The 22387-nt window shown below is 35.2% G+C and carries 18 protein-coding genes and 1 pseudogene; 14 read left to right on the top strand and 5 right to left on the bottom strand.

Annotated elements, in window-relative coordinates; all coding sequences use genetic code 11:
- Positions 1–91: 91 nt before the first annotated feature.
- Positions 92–1036, bottom strand: coding sequence for an IS1 family transposase (locus GFS03_RS01320; protein ID WP_153422144.1), 945 nt, complete (start codon positions 1034–1036; stop codon positions 92–94).
- A gap of 477 nt (positions 1037–1513) precedes the next feature.
- Here GFS03_RS01320 and GFS03_RS01315 point away from each other — a divergent pair.
- The 7 genes and pseudogenes from GFS03_RS01315 to GFS03_RS01290 all read left to right on the top strand — a co-directional run bounded on the left by GFS03_RS01315 (position 1514) and on the right by GFS03_RS01290 (position 7999).
- Positions 1514–2277, top strand: a pseudogene (locus GFS03_RS01315) (IS6 family transposase).
- Positions 2278–2351: 74 nt separating this feature from the next.
- A complete protein-coding gene (locus GFS03_RS01310) occupies positions 2352–2780 on the top strand; it encodes a hypothetical protein (protein ID WP_153422143.1) in 429 nt (142 codons plus the stop codon).
- Positions 2781–2851: 71 nt separating this feature from the next.
- Positions 2852–3499, top strand: a complete 648-nt coding sequence (locus GFS03_RS01305) for a hypothetical protein (RefSeq protein WP_153424527.1) — start codon at positions 2852–2854, stop codon at positions 3497–3499.
- Entirely contained in the window at positions 3499–3840 is a 342-nt protein-coding gene (locus GFS03_RS13440) for a hypothetical protein (protein ID WP_238699154.1), read from the top strand. The genes GFS03_RS01305 and GFS03_RS13440 overlap by 1 nt, the downstream gene beginning before the upstream one ends.
- Positions 3841–3902: 62 nt before the next feature.
- The gene (locus GFS03_RS13435) at positions 3903–4172 is read left to right on the top strand and encodes a hypothetical protein (RefSeq protein WP_238699152.1); all 270 of its coding nucleotides are present in this window, start codon (positions 3903–3905) and stop codon (positions 4170–4172) included.
- Positions 4138–6495: a hypothetical protein gene (locus GFS03_RS01295; RefSeq protein WP_153422142.1), complete on the top strand. Its 2358-nt coding sequence runs from the start codon at positions 4138–4140 to the stop codon at positions 6493–6495. Before GFS03_RS13435 ends, GFS03_RS01295 begins: the two co-directional genes overlap by 35 nt.
- Before the next feature lie 4 nt (positions 6496–6499).
- Positions 6500–7999 carry an APC family permease gene (locus GFS03_RS01290; RefSeq protein ID WP_153422141.1) on the top strand — a complete coding sequence of 500 codons (1500 nt, stop codon included), beginning with the start codon at positions 6500–6502 and terminating at the stop codon, positions 7997–7999.
- Here the strand turns inward: GFS03_RS01290 and GFS03_RS01285 are convergent.
- Entirely contained in the window at positions 7996–8298 is a 303-nt protein-coding gene (locus tag GFS03_RS01285; RefSeq protein ID WP_181443769.1) for a hypothetical protein, read from the bottom strand. The two genes, GFS03_RS01290 and GFS03_RS01285, sit on opposite strands and share 4 nt — an antisense overlap.
- A gap of 290 nt (positions 8299–8588) precedes the next feature.
- Between GFS03_RS01285 and sso7d the strand changes: the two genes are divergently transcribed.
- From sso7d to GFS03_RS01270, 3 genes are all read left to right on the top strand, one after another.
- On the top strand, positions 8589–8783 hold the full coding sequence (gene sso7d, locus GFS03_RS01280; RefSeq protein WP_153424526.1) for a chromatin protein Sso7d: 195 nt from the start codon (positions 8589–8591) through the stop codon (positions 8781–8783).
- Positions 8784–8924: 141 nt separating this feature from the next.
- On the top strand, positions 8925–12851 hold the full coding sequence (locus GFS03_RS01275; RefSeq protein WP_153422139.1) for a S53 family peptidase: 3927 nt from the start codon (positions 8925–8927) through the stop codon (positions 12849–12851).
- Positions 12852–12856: 5 nt separating this feature from the next.
- Positions 12857–14689 carry a peptide-N4-asparagine amidase gene (locus GFS03_RS01270; RefSeq protein ID WP_153422138.1) on the top strand — a complete coding sequence of 611 codons (1833 nt, stop codon included), beginning with the start codon at positions 12857–12859 and terminating at the stop codon, positions 14687–14689.
- On the opposite strand, the gene GFS03_RS01265 is transcribed toward GFS03_RS01270, so the two are convergent.
- The 3 genes from GFS03_RS01265 to GFS03_RS01255 are packed head-to-tail and all read right to left on the bottom strand — an operon-like array spanning position 14651 to position 17786.
- Positions 14651–15670, bottom strand: coding sequence for an amidohydrolase family protein (locus GFS03_RS01265; protein WP_153422137.1), 1020 nt, complete (start codon positions 15668–15670; stop codon positions 14651–14653). The two genes, GFS03_RS01270 and GFS03_RS01265, sit on opposite strands and share 39 nt — an antisense overlap.
- Before the next feature lie 35 nt (positions 15671–15705).
- Entirely contained in the window at positions 15706–16995 is a 1290-nt protein-coding gene (locus GFS03_RS01260; protein ID WP_153422136.1) for a glutamine synthetase family protein, read from the bottom strand.
- A gap of 35 nt (positions 16996–17030) precedes the next feature.
- Positions 17031–17786 (bottom strand): hypothetical protein, encoded by a 756-nt coding sequence (locus GFS03_RS01255; protein WP_153422135.1) that lies wholly within the window; start codon positions 17784–17786, stop codon positions 17031–17033.
- Positions 17787–18088: 302 nt separating this feature from the next.
- Here GFS03_RS01255 and GFS03_RS01250 point away from each other — a divergent pair, with 302 nt between their 5' ends.
- The 4 genes from GFS03_RS01250 (at position 18089) to GFS03_RS01235 (ending at position 22349) form a co-directional block, all read left to right on the top strand.
- The gene (locus GFS03_RS01250) at positions 18089–19000 is read left to right on the top strand and encodes an IS5/IS1182 family transposase (protein ID WP_153422134.1); all 912 of its coding nucleotides are present in this window, start codon (positions 18089–18091) and stop codon (positions 18998–19000) included.
- Between the two features lie 288 nt (positions 19001–19288).
- Positions 19289–19660 (top strand): hypothetical protein, encoded by a 372-nt coding sequence (locus GFS03_RS01245; protein WP_153422133.1) that lies wholly within the window; start codon positions 19289–19291, stop codon positions 19658–19660.
- A 203-nt stretch (positions 19661–19863) separates the two neighbouring features.
- Complete coding sequence (locus GFS03_RS01240) at positions 19864–21081, top strand: MFS transporter (protein ID WP_153422132.1); 1218 nt, start codon at positions 19864–19866, stop codon at positions 21079–21081.
- A 35-nt stretch (positions 21082–21116) separates the two neighbouring features.
- Positions 21117–22349 (top strand): dihydrolipoyl dehydrogenase family protein, encoded by a 1233-nt coding sequence (locus GFS03_RS01235; RefSeq protein WP_153422131.1) that lies wholly within the window; start codon positions 21117–21119, stop codon positions 22347–22349.
- Positions 22350–22387 lie beyond the last annotated feature (38 nt).

The raw sequence follows: 22387 nt of genomic DNA, 5'->3' as shown, positions 1-22387 counted from the left end.
ATTTCCATTAATAGTAAAAGAAGCAAAGTTAATACTAAACATAGCGGGAGTGTTCTCATGCAGTCATCTTATTCGAGAACTGTTAGTAAAATTATATCAGACAGTCTCTAATATACTGTACTGTCCTCAAGTAAGTCTCGTTTAAGGGAGTTATCTCCCTTGAGAACACGTGAGGATACATAACGTTCAACAAGGCTAAACTGTAATCCACCATCCTCTGACTCCTATTAACAGCCCTAGTATCCCTAGCTAACCTAGCAAGATGAGACCTACACCAAGAATTATGGCTCTCCACAATGTAAGTGTACTTCTTACTAGCTACGCGTTTATCAAGAACTTGATAAACACAGTAGTGATCAGTATAATTTACCCCACTCCTAGGTAACCAGCTCAAGAGGAGACGGAAAGTTCCATAACTTCTGTCCCCAGACTCGTAGAAAGGTATCCCATCAGAAAGAGCAGTCCAAATCCAGAGATCCGCTCTAACCTTCCCATGCCTAACACGAAGATAAGTCCAGAACTCGTCAAACACTGTAGACTTAGCCATGAAACCCTTGAGTTGACCCCTCAATATTACCAAGCTCGTGAAGGCCTTTGCTCCAATCCTCTTCATTAGGCTGTAGATCGTAGTTAATGGCTTTCCCTCAACTCTTGATATTGCCCTCATGCTCATCCTGTTCAAGTACTCCTTTAAGATTCTCTCCCTTTGTTCCTTATTCATTCTGTGCTTCAACGTGTTGTAAAACGTTCTTCCACACACTTTGCATCTATACTTTGCCTTCCCTCTAGATGAGCCGTTCTTGACTACTCTGTTGGAGTTGCATGATGGGCATGTTGGTCTCTTCTCCCTTCTCCTCCTTATTCCCACTTTCTTCACGTAGTAGTATAGTGTTGATGGCGGGATTCCTATTTTCGTGATCTGAACTCCCAAGGAGTAGGCTAATGCTAGTGCAATATCCTTTAGCTCGTACTTTCTTTTAAGATTTAAATTTCTTAAAATCAAAAGTATTAGTTGTGCGAGAGCCGTGAGGTTCATGCTATTCGCCCGCTCAAAAAACTCGCGGCTCTCGCACATAAAGCTTCTTAGACTATTTTGTACGTTCTAGTTTCGCGGTTACCTCTAGATCAAGTTGAGTAATTATAAAAATTTCTAATCTGATATATTTTTACAATAATATATCGAATAAGATGACTGCATGAGAACACTCCCGCGTAAGCGATATGTGATTCTGTGTTCGATTTGTATTGAATAATCGTTTCTATTTCAAGTAAATTACAAAAAACTTCCCGTAGAGAGAGTATCTGTTTTTAGGAAGATGGAATTTAGTCTCTTCGCTCAACGGAGTTAAAAACTTAATTATCTATCTTTTAAATAAAATATCACAAATAAATATAAGGATTATTTAGGTTTGATTATATTGAATATCACAATTACTATGTTAAACATGAGTGTGGTCAACAATTTAATTAATTTGAAATTAATCGTATAAGTTATTTCTATTATAGAAATAAATTGTTTTTATTTAGCGTAATACCTTTTTGGGTGAGCACGGGATTTTTATTGGTGAGCACATGCCTAACAAGTGGAGTATTCCCGTGCTCACCCAAGTTATTTTAATCCTAATGGAGTATATTAATCTTAAGCCAAGATTTCACGTTAGGGAGGAGGTCGCGTTAGGCTTAGCGAGCTATCTAGCTGGCTTATCCTCTTGGAGGACTACGTTACCACACTCCACCTTGCTTTACTATTACAAGAGGCTTGGTAGGGTTAAGTACGTTGTGTCCTTGAGTGGTCTTTACGCTATTGACGAGACTAAGGTTGTTTGCGTTAGGGGTAATTATTATTACGTTTGGATCGTTAGGGATGTTGTGACTAAGGCTATTCCTTTCTTCATGGTCACTAGCTTGAGGAGTGGTTTTCACGTGTTAATTGTCCTAGTTAACATGAGGGGGATTGAGGGAATTGCGAGTAGGTACTTTAAGAGGATTGATCGAGTAGTTTACTTGCATGACGGGCTACCAGCTTATAGTGCTTTTGACTGGTTTAATGTTGGGCACAAGTGGGTTACGTTTGGTAGGAGGGATTACGCTGAGCAAGGGTTTAGGACATTAAAGCATAGGCTCTCCTCTATGGGCTTTCGCTTCACCTAAAGTTCAAATAGGTTAACGATTACGAGTTGGCTCTCTACCTTCTTCCTAATCTACAACATTCTTTACACTCAAGTATATTTAGTGGATAGGGGAGTGATAATAAATGCAAATATTTCAAATGCATGAAATTGTTGACCACACTCGCAAATGTCACCGAAAGATTTATATAGAATTATTTTTATAAAGTTATCAGAGGTTCAATGGTTAGTAAGAGGAAAAACACTAAGGCTTTATCTGGTGCTGTAACTGCACTAATACTTGTAATAGCATCAGTAATAATAGCACTAGTAGTTGTGGGATTTGCCTTCGGACTATTCGGAGCCTTCTCATCATCACCAAACATACACCTAGTAAGCGCATACATAAAAGGTGGTGTGTTATATATTACGCTAAGTAATACTGGTTCAGCAAATGGACAAATACTAGGAGTAATAGTGCAAGCGGGAGGTAGCGTGTCTTCCATAGGTACAACAGTTACTATTACTGCAGGTAGCACTACAACAATATCAGTGACTATAACGGGTAGTAATGGTATTTCGAGCCTGACCCCTGGTGAACAAGTTACTTTTCAAGTTGTTACTAATACTGGTGAATCAGTTACTGGTGTAGCAACAGTACTAAGCAGCTGATGGGGAATTAAGTGAAGAAATTTTTTGTCTATTCCGTTCTTCTAGCGATTTTTTCTTTTTCCATAATTACAATGCTTGTGCAGTCTTCAATATTCTTAGGTCTGTTTGTAGAGTATAAAGTGCATTATGTTAATTATCAGTCAAATTCTTCACTTACTGCTTTAGAGATAGAGAATGTTACTAAAATTTTTGAGAACGACACGTTTGAATATTTGGTATGGTATATAAATTTAAATTACTCATATTATTATCCACCTGGCATAAATTACGACTCCATAGAATTCCCTAAGGACTTTCTTTATATTCCAAATGTGGGTTCTGCGAGTTTGAATAGGTCTGTGGAACTAGAGCTTTACAATATTACCAATGGGGTATACGTCTATAGGGGTGTTCAGAATTTAACAGTTGGTGACTATATAGTTTGGATTATCTACGTTAATTCATCTGGCGTTCCTTCTAGGATTTTCTTGTATCAATATATAGGAGAAGAGTTGATTAGTAACACAACTTATGTACTGTTATCTTCAAATTTGATAAATCCTCATGCATCTATTTACTTTCCTTCGAATGTTACTTTAGAACAAGGTAGATCTGTTCCTTTATATGTTGGTGATATATTTATCTTCAGTAGTGCTGGAAGGTTAATAGAGGTAACTATAGGAATAGGTGCTATTTCAATAATCGTTATATTACTGTTTAGGAAGAGGGGAGCTTCATAATGTTTAGCTTAGTATTATTACTCTTACTATTTCCTCACGCTTTTGTAGAATATAGTGTAAATGTTCATATACTTTCTTCTAACCAGTTTCTAAACGAGATTCTTTTGGAGGAAGTGAATGATACATATCCAAATGGAACTTTTCAATATAGTGTAATTGTCTACGTTATGAATTTCAGTGAGATGTTTCCGCCTGGAGTGAATTACGATAACTTATCTTACCCTAAAACATTCTTCTATATTCCTAACGTTAGTAAACCTGTTATTGATAGACAAGTAGTTCTAGTATTAGTTAATTACAGTAATGGTTATTATATATATATAATGGTATTTCTTATATAGGCTATAATGAATTTGATTGGTATTACTTCGTCAATTCTTCTGGTATTCCTTATAAGATTATATTGGTTCAGAAAAATGAATACGGTGAAATTGTTTCAGTTTCCACTTATACGCTTATCAAATCAAATATTGTAAATAGTGAAGAAATCCCAATTATTCCTAAAGATTTCAAACTAGCTAAAGGTTCTCAAGCACCTATTTCAGAAAACTTAAATGATTCCTTTAATAACAGTGCGGGTGGGTACATACTTTTTGCGGATTTGATTATAATCCCACTTTTGATAGGTGTGGGAATGTATGAGAATAGACGTAAAAAGAGGTTTGCTAATTGAGCTAGTATTAGTATTGGTTCTATCGATAGCAACGCCTATTATAGCTTTATGGAAGGTTTTCCCTCACGTAGGCTATATTTATCAGAGAGACTCCTATCCCTATTTCTATCTTGATTCTAGACAATCAGCAATACTTTCCCTTGGTTTCCCTGCAATAATGGATAATGTTTGGATGCCTATAGTGGTTATGTTATATTTTAATTTAATATCGCCAGTTATTGCTGATTGTGTATCTTATTTCCTATACCCATTCGCCTTATCTATTCCATCAATGTACTTTGCCTCTAGATATTTTCTTAATAGATACGCTAAAGAGACCAAAAATGAAGTGAGGATTGGTGTTTCAGCTGTAATTGCTTTCCTTTACGCGATAACCCCAACTGCTTATTACTATAGTCATTGGTCTGATTATGCTGCTTTTTACGCGCTTTTACCAGCTTTAATTGCTGGTGCTTTTTATGCGTTTGAAAAAGGTGAATTTCTCGGTGCTTTGCTTCTTTCAGTTTTTGCTTCTCTAACTACAACCGACCCTAGGGGTTTTGTTTACACACTTTTCATAATATTTTCAGTTCTTATTTATAGGCATAAATTAAGTGATTTAAAGGTTTTCCTCTACTCGATATCTCTTTATCTCCTATTAAATTCTAGGCTTTTTATAATTTTATTTTATAACTTTCACTCATACTCTTCAATAAGTTTCTCAATATCTAATCAACAACTATGGTTAAATTACTTAACGTTTCCACTATTAGATTCGTTGAGGGGCTTATCGTTATTTAGGCCCTTAGTATCTTATTTGTCATTTGGAAATCCCTTTCTTATATACGTGATGTCTTTCGCATTTGTCGAAACTGGAATTTTGGGTTATATTTTTCTAAAGAAAAAAGGTTCAGTGGCTAATTATTTCTTAGCAATTTACGTGTTTTTAGTATTACTAGTATCTTCAAATGTAAACATATTAGGGTATAGCTTTACATTAAACTTAACCTATCCTTTGCTAAATTTCTTGGCTCAAACTTTTGTGTACAATTATTTATGGATTTTCTTGCCAACTTATTTAACTGAGATGATAATAGCACCACTATTTCTTCTCGTATCTCTCGTGATGGCTAAGATTCTTCTGTCTAAACACTACTTAATTCCATTAGTTATTCTCATAGTGCTATCTCAATTTGCTTTTTCGTCTTCTATGGTTATTAGTGGAAACTATCTGGGGGAATACAATCCTGTGAATCCTACTCCATTATTGCTAAGTTTAGCTCAATTTTTAGAGAATCACACTATTGGTAATGTTGTAGTTAGTGCTGTAGTTCCTGCAAATTGGTCTACGTTTATTGGAGTATTACCCAATGTCACTTCTGTTCCCTTACTAAATACATCTAATATAGGGATTATTTTGAACGATTTTGGGGTACAATATGTTGTTACAAGTGTTAACGATAATTACACTTTAAGCATAATTAACTCTCATAGGGACGTCTTTAGTTTAGTTTATAATAATTCTTACTTTTTAGTATTTAGAAATAATGACTTTACTTATAATATATATTCTCCAATTTACGTGAATTTCGAATACCCGGAAGTACCTTTAACTAACCGTTCTCTTAATGTAATTCCCTCGTATTTGATGTTTGAGATTCCTCCAAGGTATATAGGTGGTTATGTAGGTAATGTCACATATGCTGAGCTCTTAGCCTTATCCTCATATAAACAAGGTATTTACCCAGTTGAACTTAATTTGAAACACTTACCATATCCTACCAATTTTACAAATACAATAAACGTGAATGTATATGATGAAGAGATTTTATCAGAATTTCCTGATATTTCATTTATTTCAGTTAGCAATACCTCTTCTTTAAACTTAAATGTAAAATCTGGTCTTTACAAGGTGATTCTGATTTATATTTCTATACCAGGCGGAGGCGTTTTCGGCATTAGCAATGGGTCTTACTCGCTTTCAGTTTCTACCTCCTCTCCAAATATTTCTGTAGAATTTTCCTATTTAGGTAATATCCTAGTATCTAATAATAGTACAAAGTTATTCTTTAATGGAGATTCTTTGTCTTATCTTTTAGCTGTAATGTTCATTCCTTACAATATGACGACTTTGCATGAATTTAATGGAGATAGTATTTCCTCTTATCCTTCTCCGCAACTAGGCAGGAGTTTCGGTTATGCTTATAATGATGCTGATGTTGTGTATTTTTCGATAATAATCAATTTAGTTACTCTTCTAATCTTTATAATTTTATTTGTTTCTCTGAAACATGACCGAACATATTTTCGTAAGATAAATTTAAAAATATTTCGACATAAGTAAGATTATGGCAAAGCTGTTCGTTAGGGAAACTTCTGGCCTTGTTAAGAAGGTCTCCTTGTTGGACGCTACAATGTTGAATGTTGCTAACATGGGTGCAGGATTAGCTACTTTCATTGGGATAAGTCCTTACATAGTTAAGGGTGCTGTATTATGGATAGCTTCCATATTAACTTTCTTATTTACTCTTCCCTTAGTCTTCCTTTATACGTACTTTATTTCCAAGATTCCTAGGACTGGTGGTGATTACGTATGGTTATCTAGAAAGCTTAATGGTCCTTTAGGTGCGATAATGGGTATTGCATTAGCGTTCAATATGCCTCCATACTTCGCACTATCAGCTTTCTTTTCTGTATCAGCAATTAATGCTGTATTATTAACTATAGGTACTTTAAATTCTCAGCCCTATTTAATTGGTCTCGCAAATAGCGTGTTTACTACGAATAATGCGTTCTTGGCTTATGGTTTGGCTGCATTTGCATTTCTAATAATAATTCTTATTAATATTCTTAGACCTAAGTGGGGCTATACTTTGACTTCTGCCCTAGGTGTGTTTTCACTTTTAGGTATATTCGTTGCAATCTTAGTATTAGTTTTCAACATTTCAAACTTTCACGTTGCAATTCAACCTTTCTTAAAGGACTTTAATTTAACTGCTCAACCTTATTCTGGCCCAACATTTAGTTTGCCTGCTACGTTTTACATGATTCCTTATTTCGCATCATTTGCCTATATTTGGTTATATGCTGGACCAGCTGTTGCCTCGGAAATAAGGAGTAAGAATGGGATAAGATATAATCTAATTTTGGGCAGCTTATTAACGCTTATCTTTATAACAATTCCATTCTTTTTGATGGATTTTGCAGGAGGCTATGGGTTCAACTTTTCCTTATATCCAACGTATACTTATAATTTCTGGACAGTCAGTATTGCTTTAGCTAATAACTATGCTTTGGAGTGGTTTATAGGGATAAGCTTAATAGCTTGGGAGTTCTTTGTTATGGCTTTTGGTGTTGTGGTTTTCGCTAGATATGTTTTTGCCTTCTCTTTCGATAGGTTATTTCCAGAGATATTTTCAAGACTGAATAAGCAAGGTTCTCCTGCTTATGCTCATCTCTTGGATTTTGCAGTGACCTTAGTATTTTTAGCATTTCCGATAATAAGTCCTAACGGATATGAGGCTTTATACAGTTATACTCCTTTAGCTATTGCTTACTTAATATTAGTATCGATTGCTGGTGTTAGACAAGCTTTAAGTGAGAGAAATTTAGGTATGATAATATCGGCTGTACTTTCGATTGCGTTTTTGGGTTTTATGGGTTATGAGGCATTTACTAATCCTTACTTTGGCGTTATAACTGATAACGGCGCACCCTATTGGCCGGGAATAGCTTACATAGTTAGCTTAATAGGCTTAGGCGCTATTATTTATATATCATCTTATCTTTATAGGAAGAGTAAGGGTATAGATTTAAGGTTAGTATATAAGGAGATACCACCGGATTAATTCCTAATGCTTAATTTATGCTCTCTGAAAACGTGAGTGTAAAAGTCATACGCTGAAGGGAATGTTCTTCCGCACACGCAATAGTACTTATCTTTAGCGTATTTTAGTAAGTATTTTTTGCTTTCGTTATATAATTTGTCTAAGTAATAGTTTAGTTCTCTTTTTCTTTTCAGCATTATATCTAGTTCTGGTATATTGTCCTTTACTGCTAATAGGAAGGGATAATAGGATAGTTTTAGAGTAGTTGTTCTGTTTTTCATAATCTTGTTTAGTGCTTCTGCCATTGTCATATTTTTCACTAGAATAAGTGTTTTTTAAATGACTTATATTTTTTTCTACAAAATGACATGTAATGTTTTCTTAGGACACAATCTTTTAGATTTAGATAATATAAATGATTTCGCTATAAAATGGTAAGTAAATATATTATGTTTATGCGGAGTATGCTTAACGTCAAAGATAGCTTTGTTTTTTGTATGGGCTAAGGTAATAACTTTAGATTGCGCTAAGGATTTCCTTTAAGTCTTACTCTTGTTAATAGCGTAAAGCTTATTTATGTGAAACCTTTAAGAATAGCTTGGAGATAGCAATGGTAACAGTAAAGTTCAAATATAAGGGAGAAGAGAAGGAAGTAGATATAAGTAAGATAAAGAAGGTGTGGAGAGTCGGCAAGATGATAAGCTTCACCTATGATGAGGGTGGAGGAAAGACTGGTAGAGGAGCAGTAAGCGAGAAAGACGCTCCAAAAGAGCTATTACAAATGTTAGAGAAACAAAAGAAATAAACGGACAAGGTTAAAATAGAAAGTGAGAAGCTTTTTATTTTTGTTTTTCTCTTCATTGGATAATTCCTTTTTTGTGAAAGAATCTTTTTATGATTTTACTTTGAAGTAATTCTTTTATATGCGTGAAGGTTTATTAATTATATGGAAAGTAGAATAATACAAGTTATAGTTATATCTACTTTTTTGTTAATATCCGTTTTATTCCCCTTAATATCTATAGCATATTCCACAACCTCTATAAACCCTAGCTATCCCCAGTCTAACATTATCTCATCTCTACCGTCAAATACTAACATTATTCTTTACTTCTTTATCCCTCCAAAGAATCTTAATGAACTTTATCTTGTAGCACAAGAAGTTGCTAACCATCAAATTAAGCCACTAAGTAACGCTCAGCTTATCTCGATGTTTAGTAATCAAGAGAAGGTTAACGAAACTATAAGATATCTTGAGAGTAAGGGTTTCGCAATAGTGTACAAGAGTCCTTTTGAAATTATGGCTGAGGCACCAGTTTCCCTTGTTTCATCAATTTTTGGGACTAGTTTCGTATTAGCCAAATCAGCTAGTGGCCAGATATACTATAAGCCTGCTAGTAACGTTAAAATACCATCTGTTCTTGATAACATACTAATAGGTGGTTTAACAAACTTCACTAACGTATCACTACCTTTAATTCAGTTAGGTAAATTTGAAAATGGCAATTTAATACCTAATAAACAAGTTTATTCATCATTTGTCTATACTTTCCAATTCTCAGCAAGCTGGTACACTCCAAAAGTCATTGAGGGGGCTTACAATATAACTCCGCTACTAAACTCGACTGCTGATAAAAAAGTTACAATTGCGATAATAGATGCCTATGGTGACCCAGAAATATATCAAGATATAAATCTGTTTGATGCTAAATTCGGTTTGCCATCGATAAACTTGACCGTATTACCAGTAGGTCCTTATAATCCAGAAAATGGGTTGTTTACTGGTTGGTACGAAGAAGTTGCGTTAGATGTTGAAGCAGCTCATACGGCTGCTCCATATGCAAATATTTTACTAGTAGTTGCCCCATCGGAAACCTTAGAAGGATTGTTTTCAGCAATTGATGTTGTAGTAAGCGAGGATCTAGCGCAAGTAGTTTCAATGAGTTGGGGCCTTCCCGGGATACTATTTGGTGCTTCAGGCTTTTATGCAGTATTCAATGGTATACTATTTCCTAACTATCCTTATTACGACTATTACTTTGAGTTGGGGTCGGCAGAGGGAATTACATTTTTAGCTTCATCGGGAGATTTAGGTGCATACAATGATTTACCAACTGTTTACGCTTCAGCTAATTATCCTGCATCATCTCCTTTCGTTACAGCTGTAGGTGGTACTACACTATTTGCTAATATTACTAGCGGATATATTTCCACTTATAATGCTTCAGGGAATTATGGTGCTGAGATCGCATGGAGTGTTAATCCATTGTATTTTGGTGTAGTCCAAGGTAGCGTGAGCTCTGGAGGTGGATATAGTCAGTTATTCCCAGCTCCTTGGTATCAGCGCTATATTACCCACTCAAACTATAGGGCTATTCCAGACGTTGCAGCAGACGCCAATCCATATACTGGGTTTACAATCTATGCCTTAGGTCAAGAGGCGGTAATTGGAGGAACAAGTTTATCTGCTCCATTGTGGGCTGGAATTATTGCTGATATAGATGGAATTATTGGTCATCCATTAGGTTTGGTAAATCCAATACTTTATGAGATCTATCAAAATGCTACTTTATATCATGAGGCCTTCCATCAAATAAGTTTGGGATATAATGGTTATTATTATGCTAATTCCTCATACAATCTAGTTACTGGCTTGGGAAGTCCAAATGCCGGGATGTTAGGATTTATCATAAAGCATTTACTATCCAAGAGTTTAGCGATATCAGTAAGTACTTTTGAGCCTGGAGTTTTTCAACCTTGGTACTTCTATGGCTCTACTTTTACAATAACTGCGTATATAACTTATCCTAATAACACAATTGTTAGTCAAGGTAGTTTTAACGCTTATATCTATACTAGTGAGGGATATCTGGGAACAGTACCCTTATCCTTTAATGGTACCTATTGGGTTGGAAATTATACTATAACTTCTAATGATCCACCAAATGTCTGGGAAATAGTAGTTAACGGTAGTTCTGATCAGTTTACTGGAGTAGGAACTGTAGAAGTTGATGTTGGCGAGTCGATCAATATTATATCTCCAATTCCTTATCCTTATAGCTTTCCTATTCCATATAACTCACCATTCGGCATTGAGGCTTGGATATACTATCCTAATGGTAGTCCAGTTGTTAATCAAAGCGTTACAGCATATCTAGTTAGTAGTAGTGGTAAGCTATTGGCTTCTGTACCCTTAATGATGATGGCTCCAGGATTATATGAGGGTAGTTACGCCCTACTTCCTCCATTACCACAAGGTACTTATTTACTAATAGTAAATAACTCATACGGTAGTGCTTTCTCTTATATATACTTTGGTGAGTATAGTTTTGGTGCAATTTTAACTCCAATTAACGATGGTTTTCCAGCAGCTTCTCCTGGGCAAAACATAACTATAATTGATGAAGTGCTGACACCAGAACTTACAGGTATATTTACGTCTAACGTCACTGCATATATTTATAATCAACATGGTAACCTTGTAGGGCAGGTTAAACTCAATCCAGCTCCAGATATAATACAATTCGGCGTTTACTTACTCTTCTTGCTCTATTACGCTAACTTTACAATACCTTTTGATGCTTCTCCTGGATTCTATAATGTCGTAATACAATCTGTGAGTAACACTTCTACTGGGTTAGTCAAAGCCAACTTTGTTACATCATTTTACGTTTCCCCAGCTAACTTGACACTAAATGTAAAGGTGGATAGCGTAGTCTATGAAGGTGAAATTCTGAAAATCTACGCCAACATAACTTATCCTAATGGTACTCCGGTTAGATATGGAATGTTCACTGCGACAATATTACCGACTTCCCTTAATTATGAACAGTTAATCATAGGATCTGAGGCTGGGATACCATTACAATATAATTCTACTTTGGGAGAATGGGTTGGTATTTATAATGTTCCATCCATATTTTATGGTTCTATTTTTCAAGGATCTTCTGTATATTCGTTAGCTGGTCCTTGGAATGTCATAGTTTCTGGCGTATCTTGGAATGGTTACAATTTATATTCTACTCCAAGTTCCTTTAACTTCATTAATGTAATGCCTTATACTTTCATCAATAATATTGTAATAAGCAGTAAATCTCTTGATTCACTATTATTGTCAAGAATCAACTCCACAACATATCTGCTATCTAATGTTAAGTCAAATAATATAACAATTAACGGAATGAATGTTATTCTAGATAACGTTATAGCTAATACGATAACTGTTAAGAACTCAAACGTGATGATAACATCATCGAATATTAACCAGTTAGTGCTAAAGAACTCTTCAGTCTCAATTATAGGATCTAAAATAGGAGGGAATGATATTGCGATAGTTGCTAATGATTCCAATGTCACAATAACCTCATCGGTAATACAGAATTCAAAGTATGCATTCTTGCAACCAAATTCAGTAATTAGCCTAAGTGGTGTTAGTATGTATAACGTAACTGACTTATCTGCAACACCTGCCCCTAAGATAACGTACTTATCAACAACAAATGTTACTGTATCTAAAGAATCAATAATTGTTAACATAACTGGGGAATATCTAAGACTTCTAGGAGTTTTGATGAATAACAAGCCAGTAGGTTATAGTATAGTTTCATCTACACCTTCATCAATAAGTCTAAGCATACCATTTAATGCTTCTCAACTTTCTGATGGTCAATACGTATTTACGGTAAGCGTATCTGATGGGTTGCCATACAATTTGACGTTTAACATCTTAAATAATTACCATCTCATAACTGTACAAGGCCGTATTACAACATTACAAGGAACAGTGAATTTATTAACTGTAGTAGCAATAATTTCCTTAATAATAGCAATAATAGCTATTATTCTATTGTTTGTATTCATGAGGAGGAGGTGAAAATAATGAGGAAGAGTGTTGCTCTAATTCTATTATTTTCAATTTTAGCTATAACTATTATAATGCCTATAGCTAGTTCGCAAATAACCTATGGTAATGCACGTCCATTAATATTAGGGAATATTACTATCTTAAACAGTGGAAAAATACCGTATGATCCTCCATATTATTCATTCGAGGCTTATCAGATTCATCCTCCTAACGTTACTCCAGTAGTGATAAGAATAGCAACTAACGCTATTTTTAACAACAGTGGCTTAACCCCTTATATTGTGCACGTCAATATACCGAAGGGTAATTATAGCATGTTAATTTTAAATGTTAGCATAAACGAGTCTAACGGAGCTCAGTATGATAGGCCAGTTTATATATTTGCAAATGGTGTTCCCATATTCTGGGGTTCGACTCAAGAGTTTCTAAATTCAACGGCAGAGGCTGATCTCACAATGTTTGAAAATTTATTGAGCGGTAATGTGACTTTTCAATTAGTTTTAGAGAACTTCTACGACGCTAAGATTGGGATAACTGGAATATATAAGATGAATGTAACACTTTACTTATATCCCGGTAATCCGCCTAAAGGGTTACCTAATTACTTTATACCACTATTTTTAAATAAGTACAATTACTCTTACGTAATATTGAATCCATTGAACGATTATATTTCACAAAATTTAACAATACCAAATGGTACTTATAGAATGGCCTTATTATTATATGAAGAGGGTGGAGGACTAGATGAGTTATGGTATGCCAATGAGCCAGCAACTAGGGAGACTCAAGTATTTTACAATAATAGACTAGTTGGTATTGTTAATCCTTATCAGACAATATATACTGGTGGGATAGATCCACTCTGGTGGAAGCCAGTAACGTCAATAAATACCTTATCTTTCCATACTCCTTATATTATAGACCTAACGCCACTATTAGCAATAAGTTCGCTAAATAATACTATAGCAGTTACAGTAACTAACCTAGAGACAGCTTTGCAATTAACTGGTACTACAGCTTATGATTGGGATATAGCAGGAGTATTAATGTTATGGGTTAATGTGTCAAATCCATTAATTTCAGTTAAATTGCTAACGGCATATAGTAGATTTATGGATTCTTCACCGATTTTCAATCCAGGTTTTGTTGGAGAATATTATCAAGAAGGAGGATCATATTTACTTAACTACTCTGCGATATTACAGTTTAAAGATGGAATCGAATACTGTGATGTTGTTCAAGAAGGAAGATTTTACGCTTATCAAACATTTAACCAGCTTTACGAAAAGGCATATTTAGGTGAGAAATTCATCGAATACGCAAGTGAAAGTGGTTCTCTATATAATGCCACGCTATATTATGATGTATATTATCCTATATTTATGCAATTGTCTGTATTTGAGGCTCCTATATCTAATCCTCACGTTATACCTTTCAACTTATCTTATGCCGAGAATGGTACTTTAGATTTATGGATATACTATAACTATACTAACATATTTGATAAGCAGAATTTGACTATTAGGACTATGGAAAACGTTAGTGCAGTTGGGGGGTCTAGTGGAATCATAGAGGTTATAAATCGTTATGGTGGTGCAGTTCTCGTCTCAACAACTTCTAACAATGCTGTAACTGCTAAGAACTTAATTAATTATATACTCCTTAATGGGAATGGTTACAAGGAGATATTTTCTGCTGAGGGTCTGCAGAATTCCACTTCTTACTTTGCAGGATATTATGTATATTACAAAGTCCAATTTATTCCAATCACCAATGCCGATCCTCCTAATGCCCACAGCGAGTTTTTAATCGAACCCAAACATTTCCTTAGGATTATAGTATAAGAATCTCTCAACCATTTCTTTACCCTCTTTTTCATTTAATATATTTTTTTCAATCATAATTTCTGTGGTTTTATGTATAGCCTTTTTAGCTAGTTTAGCTGCAAGCCAAGCTATTTCTGGAATATGAAACGCGTCAGAGCCATGCATCACCTTGTTTAATGGGGCTACCTCAAAAATTTCATTTAGTATAGTATAAGCTGCTAAGGGTGCAAATGGTATTACTTGCGAGGTGTCTAGGTAAACTGAGGGAAAAAGATAGGACATCCAAGCTGCCTCCCTGTGATAAGGATAACCAGCGTGCACGAAAATCACCTTTCCTTCATACTTCCTAACAACATTAGTTAGGTATGAAGGTCTTGATAGTTCTAGCTTAATATCTCTATCTCCAGCTCCTGTGTGAATTTGTACGGGAACTTTTAACTCTCTAGCTATTCTCAAGGTTTCGCAAAGTAGATAATCTCTAAATCCCTTTGCGACCTTGCCAAACCACTCCCTCTCGTTACTATAAAAATCTCTTCTAGCTTGTTCTATATTGCAGTTCACTTGTAATCCAGTTCTATAAGCTATTATACTCTTAAAACCATTATATCCTTCTTTTCTTATTTTTTCCCTTAAGGTTTCCTCAAAGTACTCTAAGGCTTTATCGAACGGCATTTGGAAGATGCTATCGTTAATAATACTCTCTATTCTGAATAGTAACTTTAATTTTGCAGGTATTTCCATTTCCTTATTTCCAAATCCAGTATCTATTACAAATCCCTCAATTCCAGCATCATCAAATAGAAATCGCATGTAGCTTACTGGATCATTCTTGATCAACTTATTTCTTTCTTCTATGAAATTCTTACCTAATAATACTTTAAGTTCATTCCTTAAATATAGGTAGAATGGCCTCAATTGATTCATCGTAAACGTATCTGCACTTATTTCGTTTTCGAGCCAAGATTCAGCTGAAGCCATTATAAACTCCTTTTCACTCATTACCTCAGCAGAGAACCAGTGGGCATGGGAATCTATTATAATCTTCTATACACCTCGTATTCCCAATCAGTTACTAAGCTTTCATATTCCTCTACTTCGGCTAGCTTAACCTTTATGAATTCATCAATAATCTCTTTGCCTATTCTTTCCACTAATCTGGTATCTTTTCTTAGTTCATTCAGTGCCTCTCTAAGATTTCTTGGTATGTCATCAATATCTTTTCTATAGTACGCATTTTCATTAACAGCTTCTGAAGGCTTTAATCCTTTTTCTATCCCATCTAATCCTGCCTCTATTACCGCGACTAAGAGAAGATACGGATTTGTTGAGGGATCTGGAACTCTATATTCTATTCTTCTATCTAATTGTGACATTCCGGGATATGGTGTTGGTATTCTTATCATGGCAGACTTATTGTTATATCCATAGGTTATTTTAGTTGGCGCCCAAGAGCCTGGAACTAGTCTCTTGTAGGAGTTGATAGTAGGCGCTGCTATTGCAGTTAACGCTTTAGCATGTTCCAATAAACCAGCTATGAAGTTATAAGCTAAGTCACTGAGTCCATACTTATCATTTGGGCTATAAAACAAATTCTGATTATCTTTCCATACGCTAATGTTCAAATGTAAACCAGATCCAGCCATTTTATTAAATGGTTTTGGCATAAAGTTTGCCTCAACCCCATGTTTACTTGCTACTTGTCTTGCCACTTCCTTAAATATAACAACCTCATCAGCGCTTCTTAACGCATCCTTGTGCAATATATCAAATTCATACTGCCCTGGTCCATATTCCTTTATTATTCTTATTGGTTCTATGTTAATTTGTCTTAACGTTTTAGCAATTTCTGGGATTATTTGATTATTATAAAATGCAGAAGGATCGAAACACCTAGCGTCATCTACTGGTTTTCTATCCTTTGTCAAATAGAACTCTATTTCGAAGGCTGACTTGAAGTCGAAATCGTATTGTTCTTTCGCCTTTTCTATTGCTCTAATTAATGTACTTCTAGGATCATAATTCCATGGACTCCCACTCTTATATAAGTTACATAATACAATGGCCGATGGTGGAAAAATTGAGAGTGTGCTAAGGTCTGGAGTAAGGAATACGTCCTCATCTTGTGGTCCAAATGTCCCATGGGGACTTATATAATCCATTGGGGTAAAGCTCATCATTGCCATTGTTAAGCCTATACCCGTTTTTAATAACTCATCTATGTGGTCAATATATGCTCCCTTTGCTCTAATATAACCATCTAACCCTACCCAAGTGAATCTTAAAATTTCCACACCCTTTTCTCTAAGTTCTTTTTCTATGTTCATTTAATGATAAAATAAACTTACTAGGTTATTAATTATTATTGTTGAGTGAAGTTAGTATTTACTTCTTCTGGTTCTTCATACCACTTTACTTTTTCTCCAATTTTTGCCCTCATTTTCCATTTAATACTCTTAGGATGTTTCTCTATTATTTCCCTTAATTTTAATAGTTTGGGTTCTATTATTTCCCTGTTTTTATCGTTTTTTATGAAGTCTAATATTTTATCATGATTTATTGTATAAGTTTTATAGAATCCCCAATCCTCAGATAGGATTTTCGCAATATAATTATAGTCCATAGTCTTCTCGTTATCTCTTTCTCCTAACTCGATATCGTAAAGTAGTGCAGCTATATCCTTCTTATCATTTTCGGTAAGTTGTATTATTTGCATTTTTGTCAGATATAGGTCTGAAGTCGGAATAGTATATTTCATTATTCTTAATCTATCCTTTAATACAAGTTTGTGACACATCACGAATTCGTCCAAAAAGACATCTACAGTTGAGTTAATTATGGGGTCAAAGAACATTAATCTAGTATGTCCATGCAATGCATTAAACCTCTTATTTGGGATTAATCCCATGCCTTCTAAGAATTTAGATATCTTATTACTTTGAGACGAAAGTCCAAAATAATCTATATCCTTGTATACTCTTGGATATAATTCTGATCCGTTTTTGGCTATTAACGCGATTGCTGCACCTCCAATAGCTCTTAAAGTTATTCCTTCATTATCAGCCTTATCTATTACTTCTATCGCCCTATTCAGTAGTTGTTCCTTAGTTACTGTCATAATAGTTATTTGGTTTAACCTCAATATAAACCCTATTAGGTTAGTTAGCTTAGGGGAATAGTACTCCCTCATCTGGGGAACATGGTCGAGGAAGAAACTTAAGTTAAGTCTTTAAGATAGATGTGATAAATCGTGACATCGAGAGAGTGTCCCAAACGCAAATAATTCAATAAATCTATGTACAAGTTTTTAGAGAATTATTCAAAAGACAAGATAAACTGCTGAGAAATTCTGAATTTTCTCTTGAAGCTAAAAGTAGAGTAATACTTAAAGGGAACCGGGAGGGTGTAATACTGATTCCCATGATCGAACGGATAAATTATTGCACCGTCCCGGTTCCCAAAGAATACTTATCGGCAAAGCATAAAACTCTTGTGAAAATGAACTACGTGCTTACCACGTTCACTGCCTTCTCTGGTCTCTCCGACCTCTACGTACTGAGAGCATTAATAGTAATGGTAGTATGGACGTGCTCCTACAGGGACGTATGGTGCTACTACCATACCGATATCGTAGTCAGATGGTTCCTAGGAGAACCAAAATCGAAATCAGAAATCCATAGAAGAGCCAAAAGGCTCAGGATGGAGATAAAGGACGTGTTCAAGAAGTACGTAAAGGAGTTGGAGACAAGAATGAACATGCTGAACAATTACTTACCCAGCAGCGCACTATACGGTAGGGTAGGGAAGCTTTGGGCCGTAGACTCCTTCCTCATTGAAGTGCCGTTCGGCAAGACTAACAAGGAGACTTTTAAGAAGAAATTCGAACTTGAATTAAGGAGGAGGAACTACAAGCAAGCTGCTAAACTGCTTTACCATTACCTGAATAGTAAGGTGAGGAGGAGGTTTAAGGGAGAATTCGCTAAGAAGAGGAACAGAAGTTACTTCGGCTTCAAGGTATTCACTCTCATGTCACCAACAATGATCGTTCACGAGATTCAAGTGGAAATGGCTAACTTCCCCGACAACAAGGTCGGCTTCTCTGTCAGCGGTTACAAGGTGGTTGATAGGGGGTTTCTAGGTAAGTCGTCAACTTGGTTGATCGGTTTCCCAAGTTTCAGAAGGTACGTGGAGTTTTTCGGGATCTTCTTGAGGAGGTATTGGAGACCCTACGCGACAAACCGGGAGATGGCTGAACTCTTCGTTTATGTAATAGCGTTGATCTACAACGCCATGATCTACACGTCTGTATTGTCACGAGTTCCAGAGAGTTAAGACGTTGAGAAACGAGAGTAGTGTAGGCTATGTTTGAAATTCTGTTTTTCTCCACAACCTATTATTTTCTATTACAATATAAAATTAATCTTCTGCTGTATTGAAAGATATAATTGTATTTAACGCTTTATTTTATATAATATTATATTTCTCCCCTTCAAGCTTTATTGAATTATTTGCAATCGGGACACTCTCTCGAGGATATTAGTATTTTTTGGCAAAAATTAATAAAAGATTATCCAAGTGATTAGGCAAAAAGTTTATAAGTATAATTAAAAGTGTGTGACTATGGAACCTTTAATAGCCATAGATCTAAATTCCAATATGACTATTTCTCAATTAGAAAGCTCAGTCAAAAAGCTCTTTGAAACATTTGGGGCTTTAGACGTAGTTTTCATCATAGATGACGATAGTATAGTGGAATTAGATGGAAATTTAGTTTTAACATTCTATACTGTGAATGATTTGTTAGAAACCTATAGGGTATTAAAGAAACTTTCAGAAGTTAAATCTAATAGATTAAGAGTTACTAGTGTGATAAGATTAGAGAGAGATCTGAAGAGATTTCCATTGGTTGTGATAACGGATAGGAAAATCATTGGCTTAAAAAAGAACTTAATCTTTGTATATAATGGGGAGAAAGTAAGAGCCAAGTATTAAGTCATTTTATTAATAAAAAAATACTTAATAACGATGAGATAGATTTGTTCTTCAGATTTTTTAAAAAAAGATATTAGTTGCTATATACTATTTTCAAGCATAACAGTTGGATTCGATAAACATATTTAGTCAATACTGTTTATGTTTAGCTGTTTCTAGTTTTAGAAGATAATTTTTTAGTATGATTTTAAGAGTTAGAGTCCATGAAGGCTGAAAATTGGAGTAATGTAGTTGGAGGTTATATTTCGTGGATAATGGATGGTTACGATTTAGGTGCTGTTGTTATTACGTCAACTATACTAGGTAAATTATTCTATCCCGGAATAGGTTTACTAGGTGCAGTATTGCCTATAGTATTCACTGTAATCTCAAGGCCCTTAGGTGGTTTCGTATTTGGTTATGTTGGAGATAAATACGGTAGAAGAGTTAGCTTGTTAATTACAGTCTTAGGTTATTCTCTGTCCGTAGGCCTAACTTCTATATTACCTACTTACGCTCAGATAGGAATCTTGGCAGCTATTACAATTTCGATACTCAGATTCATACAGGGCATTTTTATTGGTGGAGATGTTGCTGGAAGTTTTACAATAGTTATGGAGAGCCTAAACAATTATAGAGGTATATTTTCTGGTATAATGCAATCTGGAGTACTAGTGGGTTTTGTTGGAGTAGACTCCCTATTCACTTATCTGGCTTCTGTTACTGGAGCGGAGTTTATATCATTTTATTGGAGACTCATTTTCGCAATCGGAGTAATACCAGCAGTGTTAGCAGTATTAATCAGATTTAAGATGGCAGAGCCAAGTATTTGGATCAAACTGAGGCATTCAGCAAATCCCTTGAAAGGTTTAAGAGAACTTCCGCAACCTTTTCTGGTTATGGTAGGCTTCTGGTTAGCAATATATGCTGGACCTCAATTAGTACCTACACTATTTGGCCAGGTTATGAAGTTGCCCCCCTCATACTATGGCCCCCTAGTTCTCTATATGAATCTAATAGGAATACCATCAATGATAATTGCAGGATTACTCTCAGATTATATAGGGAGAAGAATGGTGGGTATAATAGGTTCAATAATTGCTGCAATAGGCTCATTTACTTTTTACCACTTTATTCAAATACATAATATTAACCTATTATATCCTATATTACTTTTCGGTTTTCTGGTAAACTTACCCTTTTCTATAACCCCTGCATTTCTATCGGAGAGATTTAAGACGTTCGCAAGAGCTTTGGGAGTTGGTACTGCATACAATGGAGCATATATAATAGCGGGCTTCGCTCCAATTTATGTTTCCATTCTTTCGACTTTCATGAGCCCATTTAACGCAGCTACAACTATAGCACTCATTGGCTTTGCTATAGCCATAATTGGACTTATTGCCGGACCAGAAACATATAAGATAAGTCTAGAACGATAATTTGTTTTTAAATGCCGAGTCACTTATTTTTTCTTATGAAAGTCGCAGTTATAGGTTCCGGCCCAGCTGGAGTATATGCTTCATTAGAATTAGCTAAAAGTAATAATAAGGTAATATTAGTCGAAAAAGAGGAAAGACTCGGAGGAACATGCGTATTATATGGCTGTATTCCATCTAAGGCTATGTTACATCCCATACATTTGGCTTCAGAGCTCGAAAAGATAGGTAAAAAAGTAATATTTGATTTAGAAGAGTTAAGAAAGCTAGGCCAAGAGGCCTCATTTAGGTTATCTAAGGGAGTTGAATACATGTTGGAAGATAATGGAGTAGAAGTTATTCATGGGGTTGCATCACTCAGATCTGGATTGTTGAACGTAAATAATGAGACCATTAAGACAGATTATATTGTTTTAGCTACTGGAACTTATAGAGAAGTGGTTAAAGGTATAATATATTCAGAGGATTTACCTTACTTAAATAAGGACTTTCAAAGCGTTATTATCGTAGGAGGAGATGTGGGAGGAGTCGAATTTGGATGGATGCTAAGAAAGCTTGGTAAGGAAGTAGTTTTAATTGATAAGCAGCCATCATTACTACCATATCTGGATAATGAGGTTAGTAGTGCTATTACCAACTACTTCTCCAAGATAGGTGTGAAATTGTATCTAAATCGTTCAGTTAAGGAGATGAAAGAAAAAGAAGTAGTTCTAGAGAACGGGGAGAAACTGACTGCAGATGTTGTATATATGACTTTCGGTAGGAAACCATCTATCCAAGGATTTGAGGAAGTTAATCATAATCCTTTTGTGATTGTTGATGAGTATTTAAGGACTAGTGTAAGTAACATTTTTGCTGCTGGTGATATAATTGGTACTCATACTGCTCATGAGGCAATGTATGCAGGGAAAATAGCTGCACTCAACATTACGGGTGGTAAGAAAGTATTTAATAAACAAGGTATACCTAAAGTCGTATACACTTATCCAACAATAGCGTATGTTGGTAACATGGAGGGAAAATGTATTAAAATTAATTTAGCTGAAGTAGGTCGCGCGATTACAGAAAAAGAGACTGATGGGTTCCTCAAGGTTTGCGTTAAAGACGATAAGATTGTGGGAGCTCAAGCTTTTATGAAGGATGCTGAGGAAGTAATATCTCTAATTTCGTTATTAATAAGGTATAATGTTAAGGTTAGTGAGATTAAAGATTACGTAGCTCCCCATCCCTCCTATATCGAGGCTATAACTGAACTTCTAAATAGGCTCTGAGATAGAGGGTAAGATATTATATTTAGCAAATAAGCATA

Origin of the sequence: Sulfolobus sp. E5-1-F (genome assembly GCF_009601705.1) — an archaeon.
Lineage (GTDB): Archaea > Thermoproteota > Thermoprotei_A > Sulfolobales > Sulfolobaceae > Saccharolobus.
The sequence above is the reverse complement of the archived record's forward strand: the minus strand, read 5'-3'. Positions and strand labels throughout refer to the sequence as shown.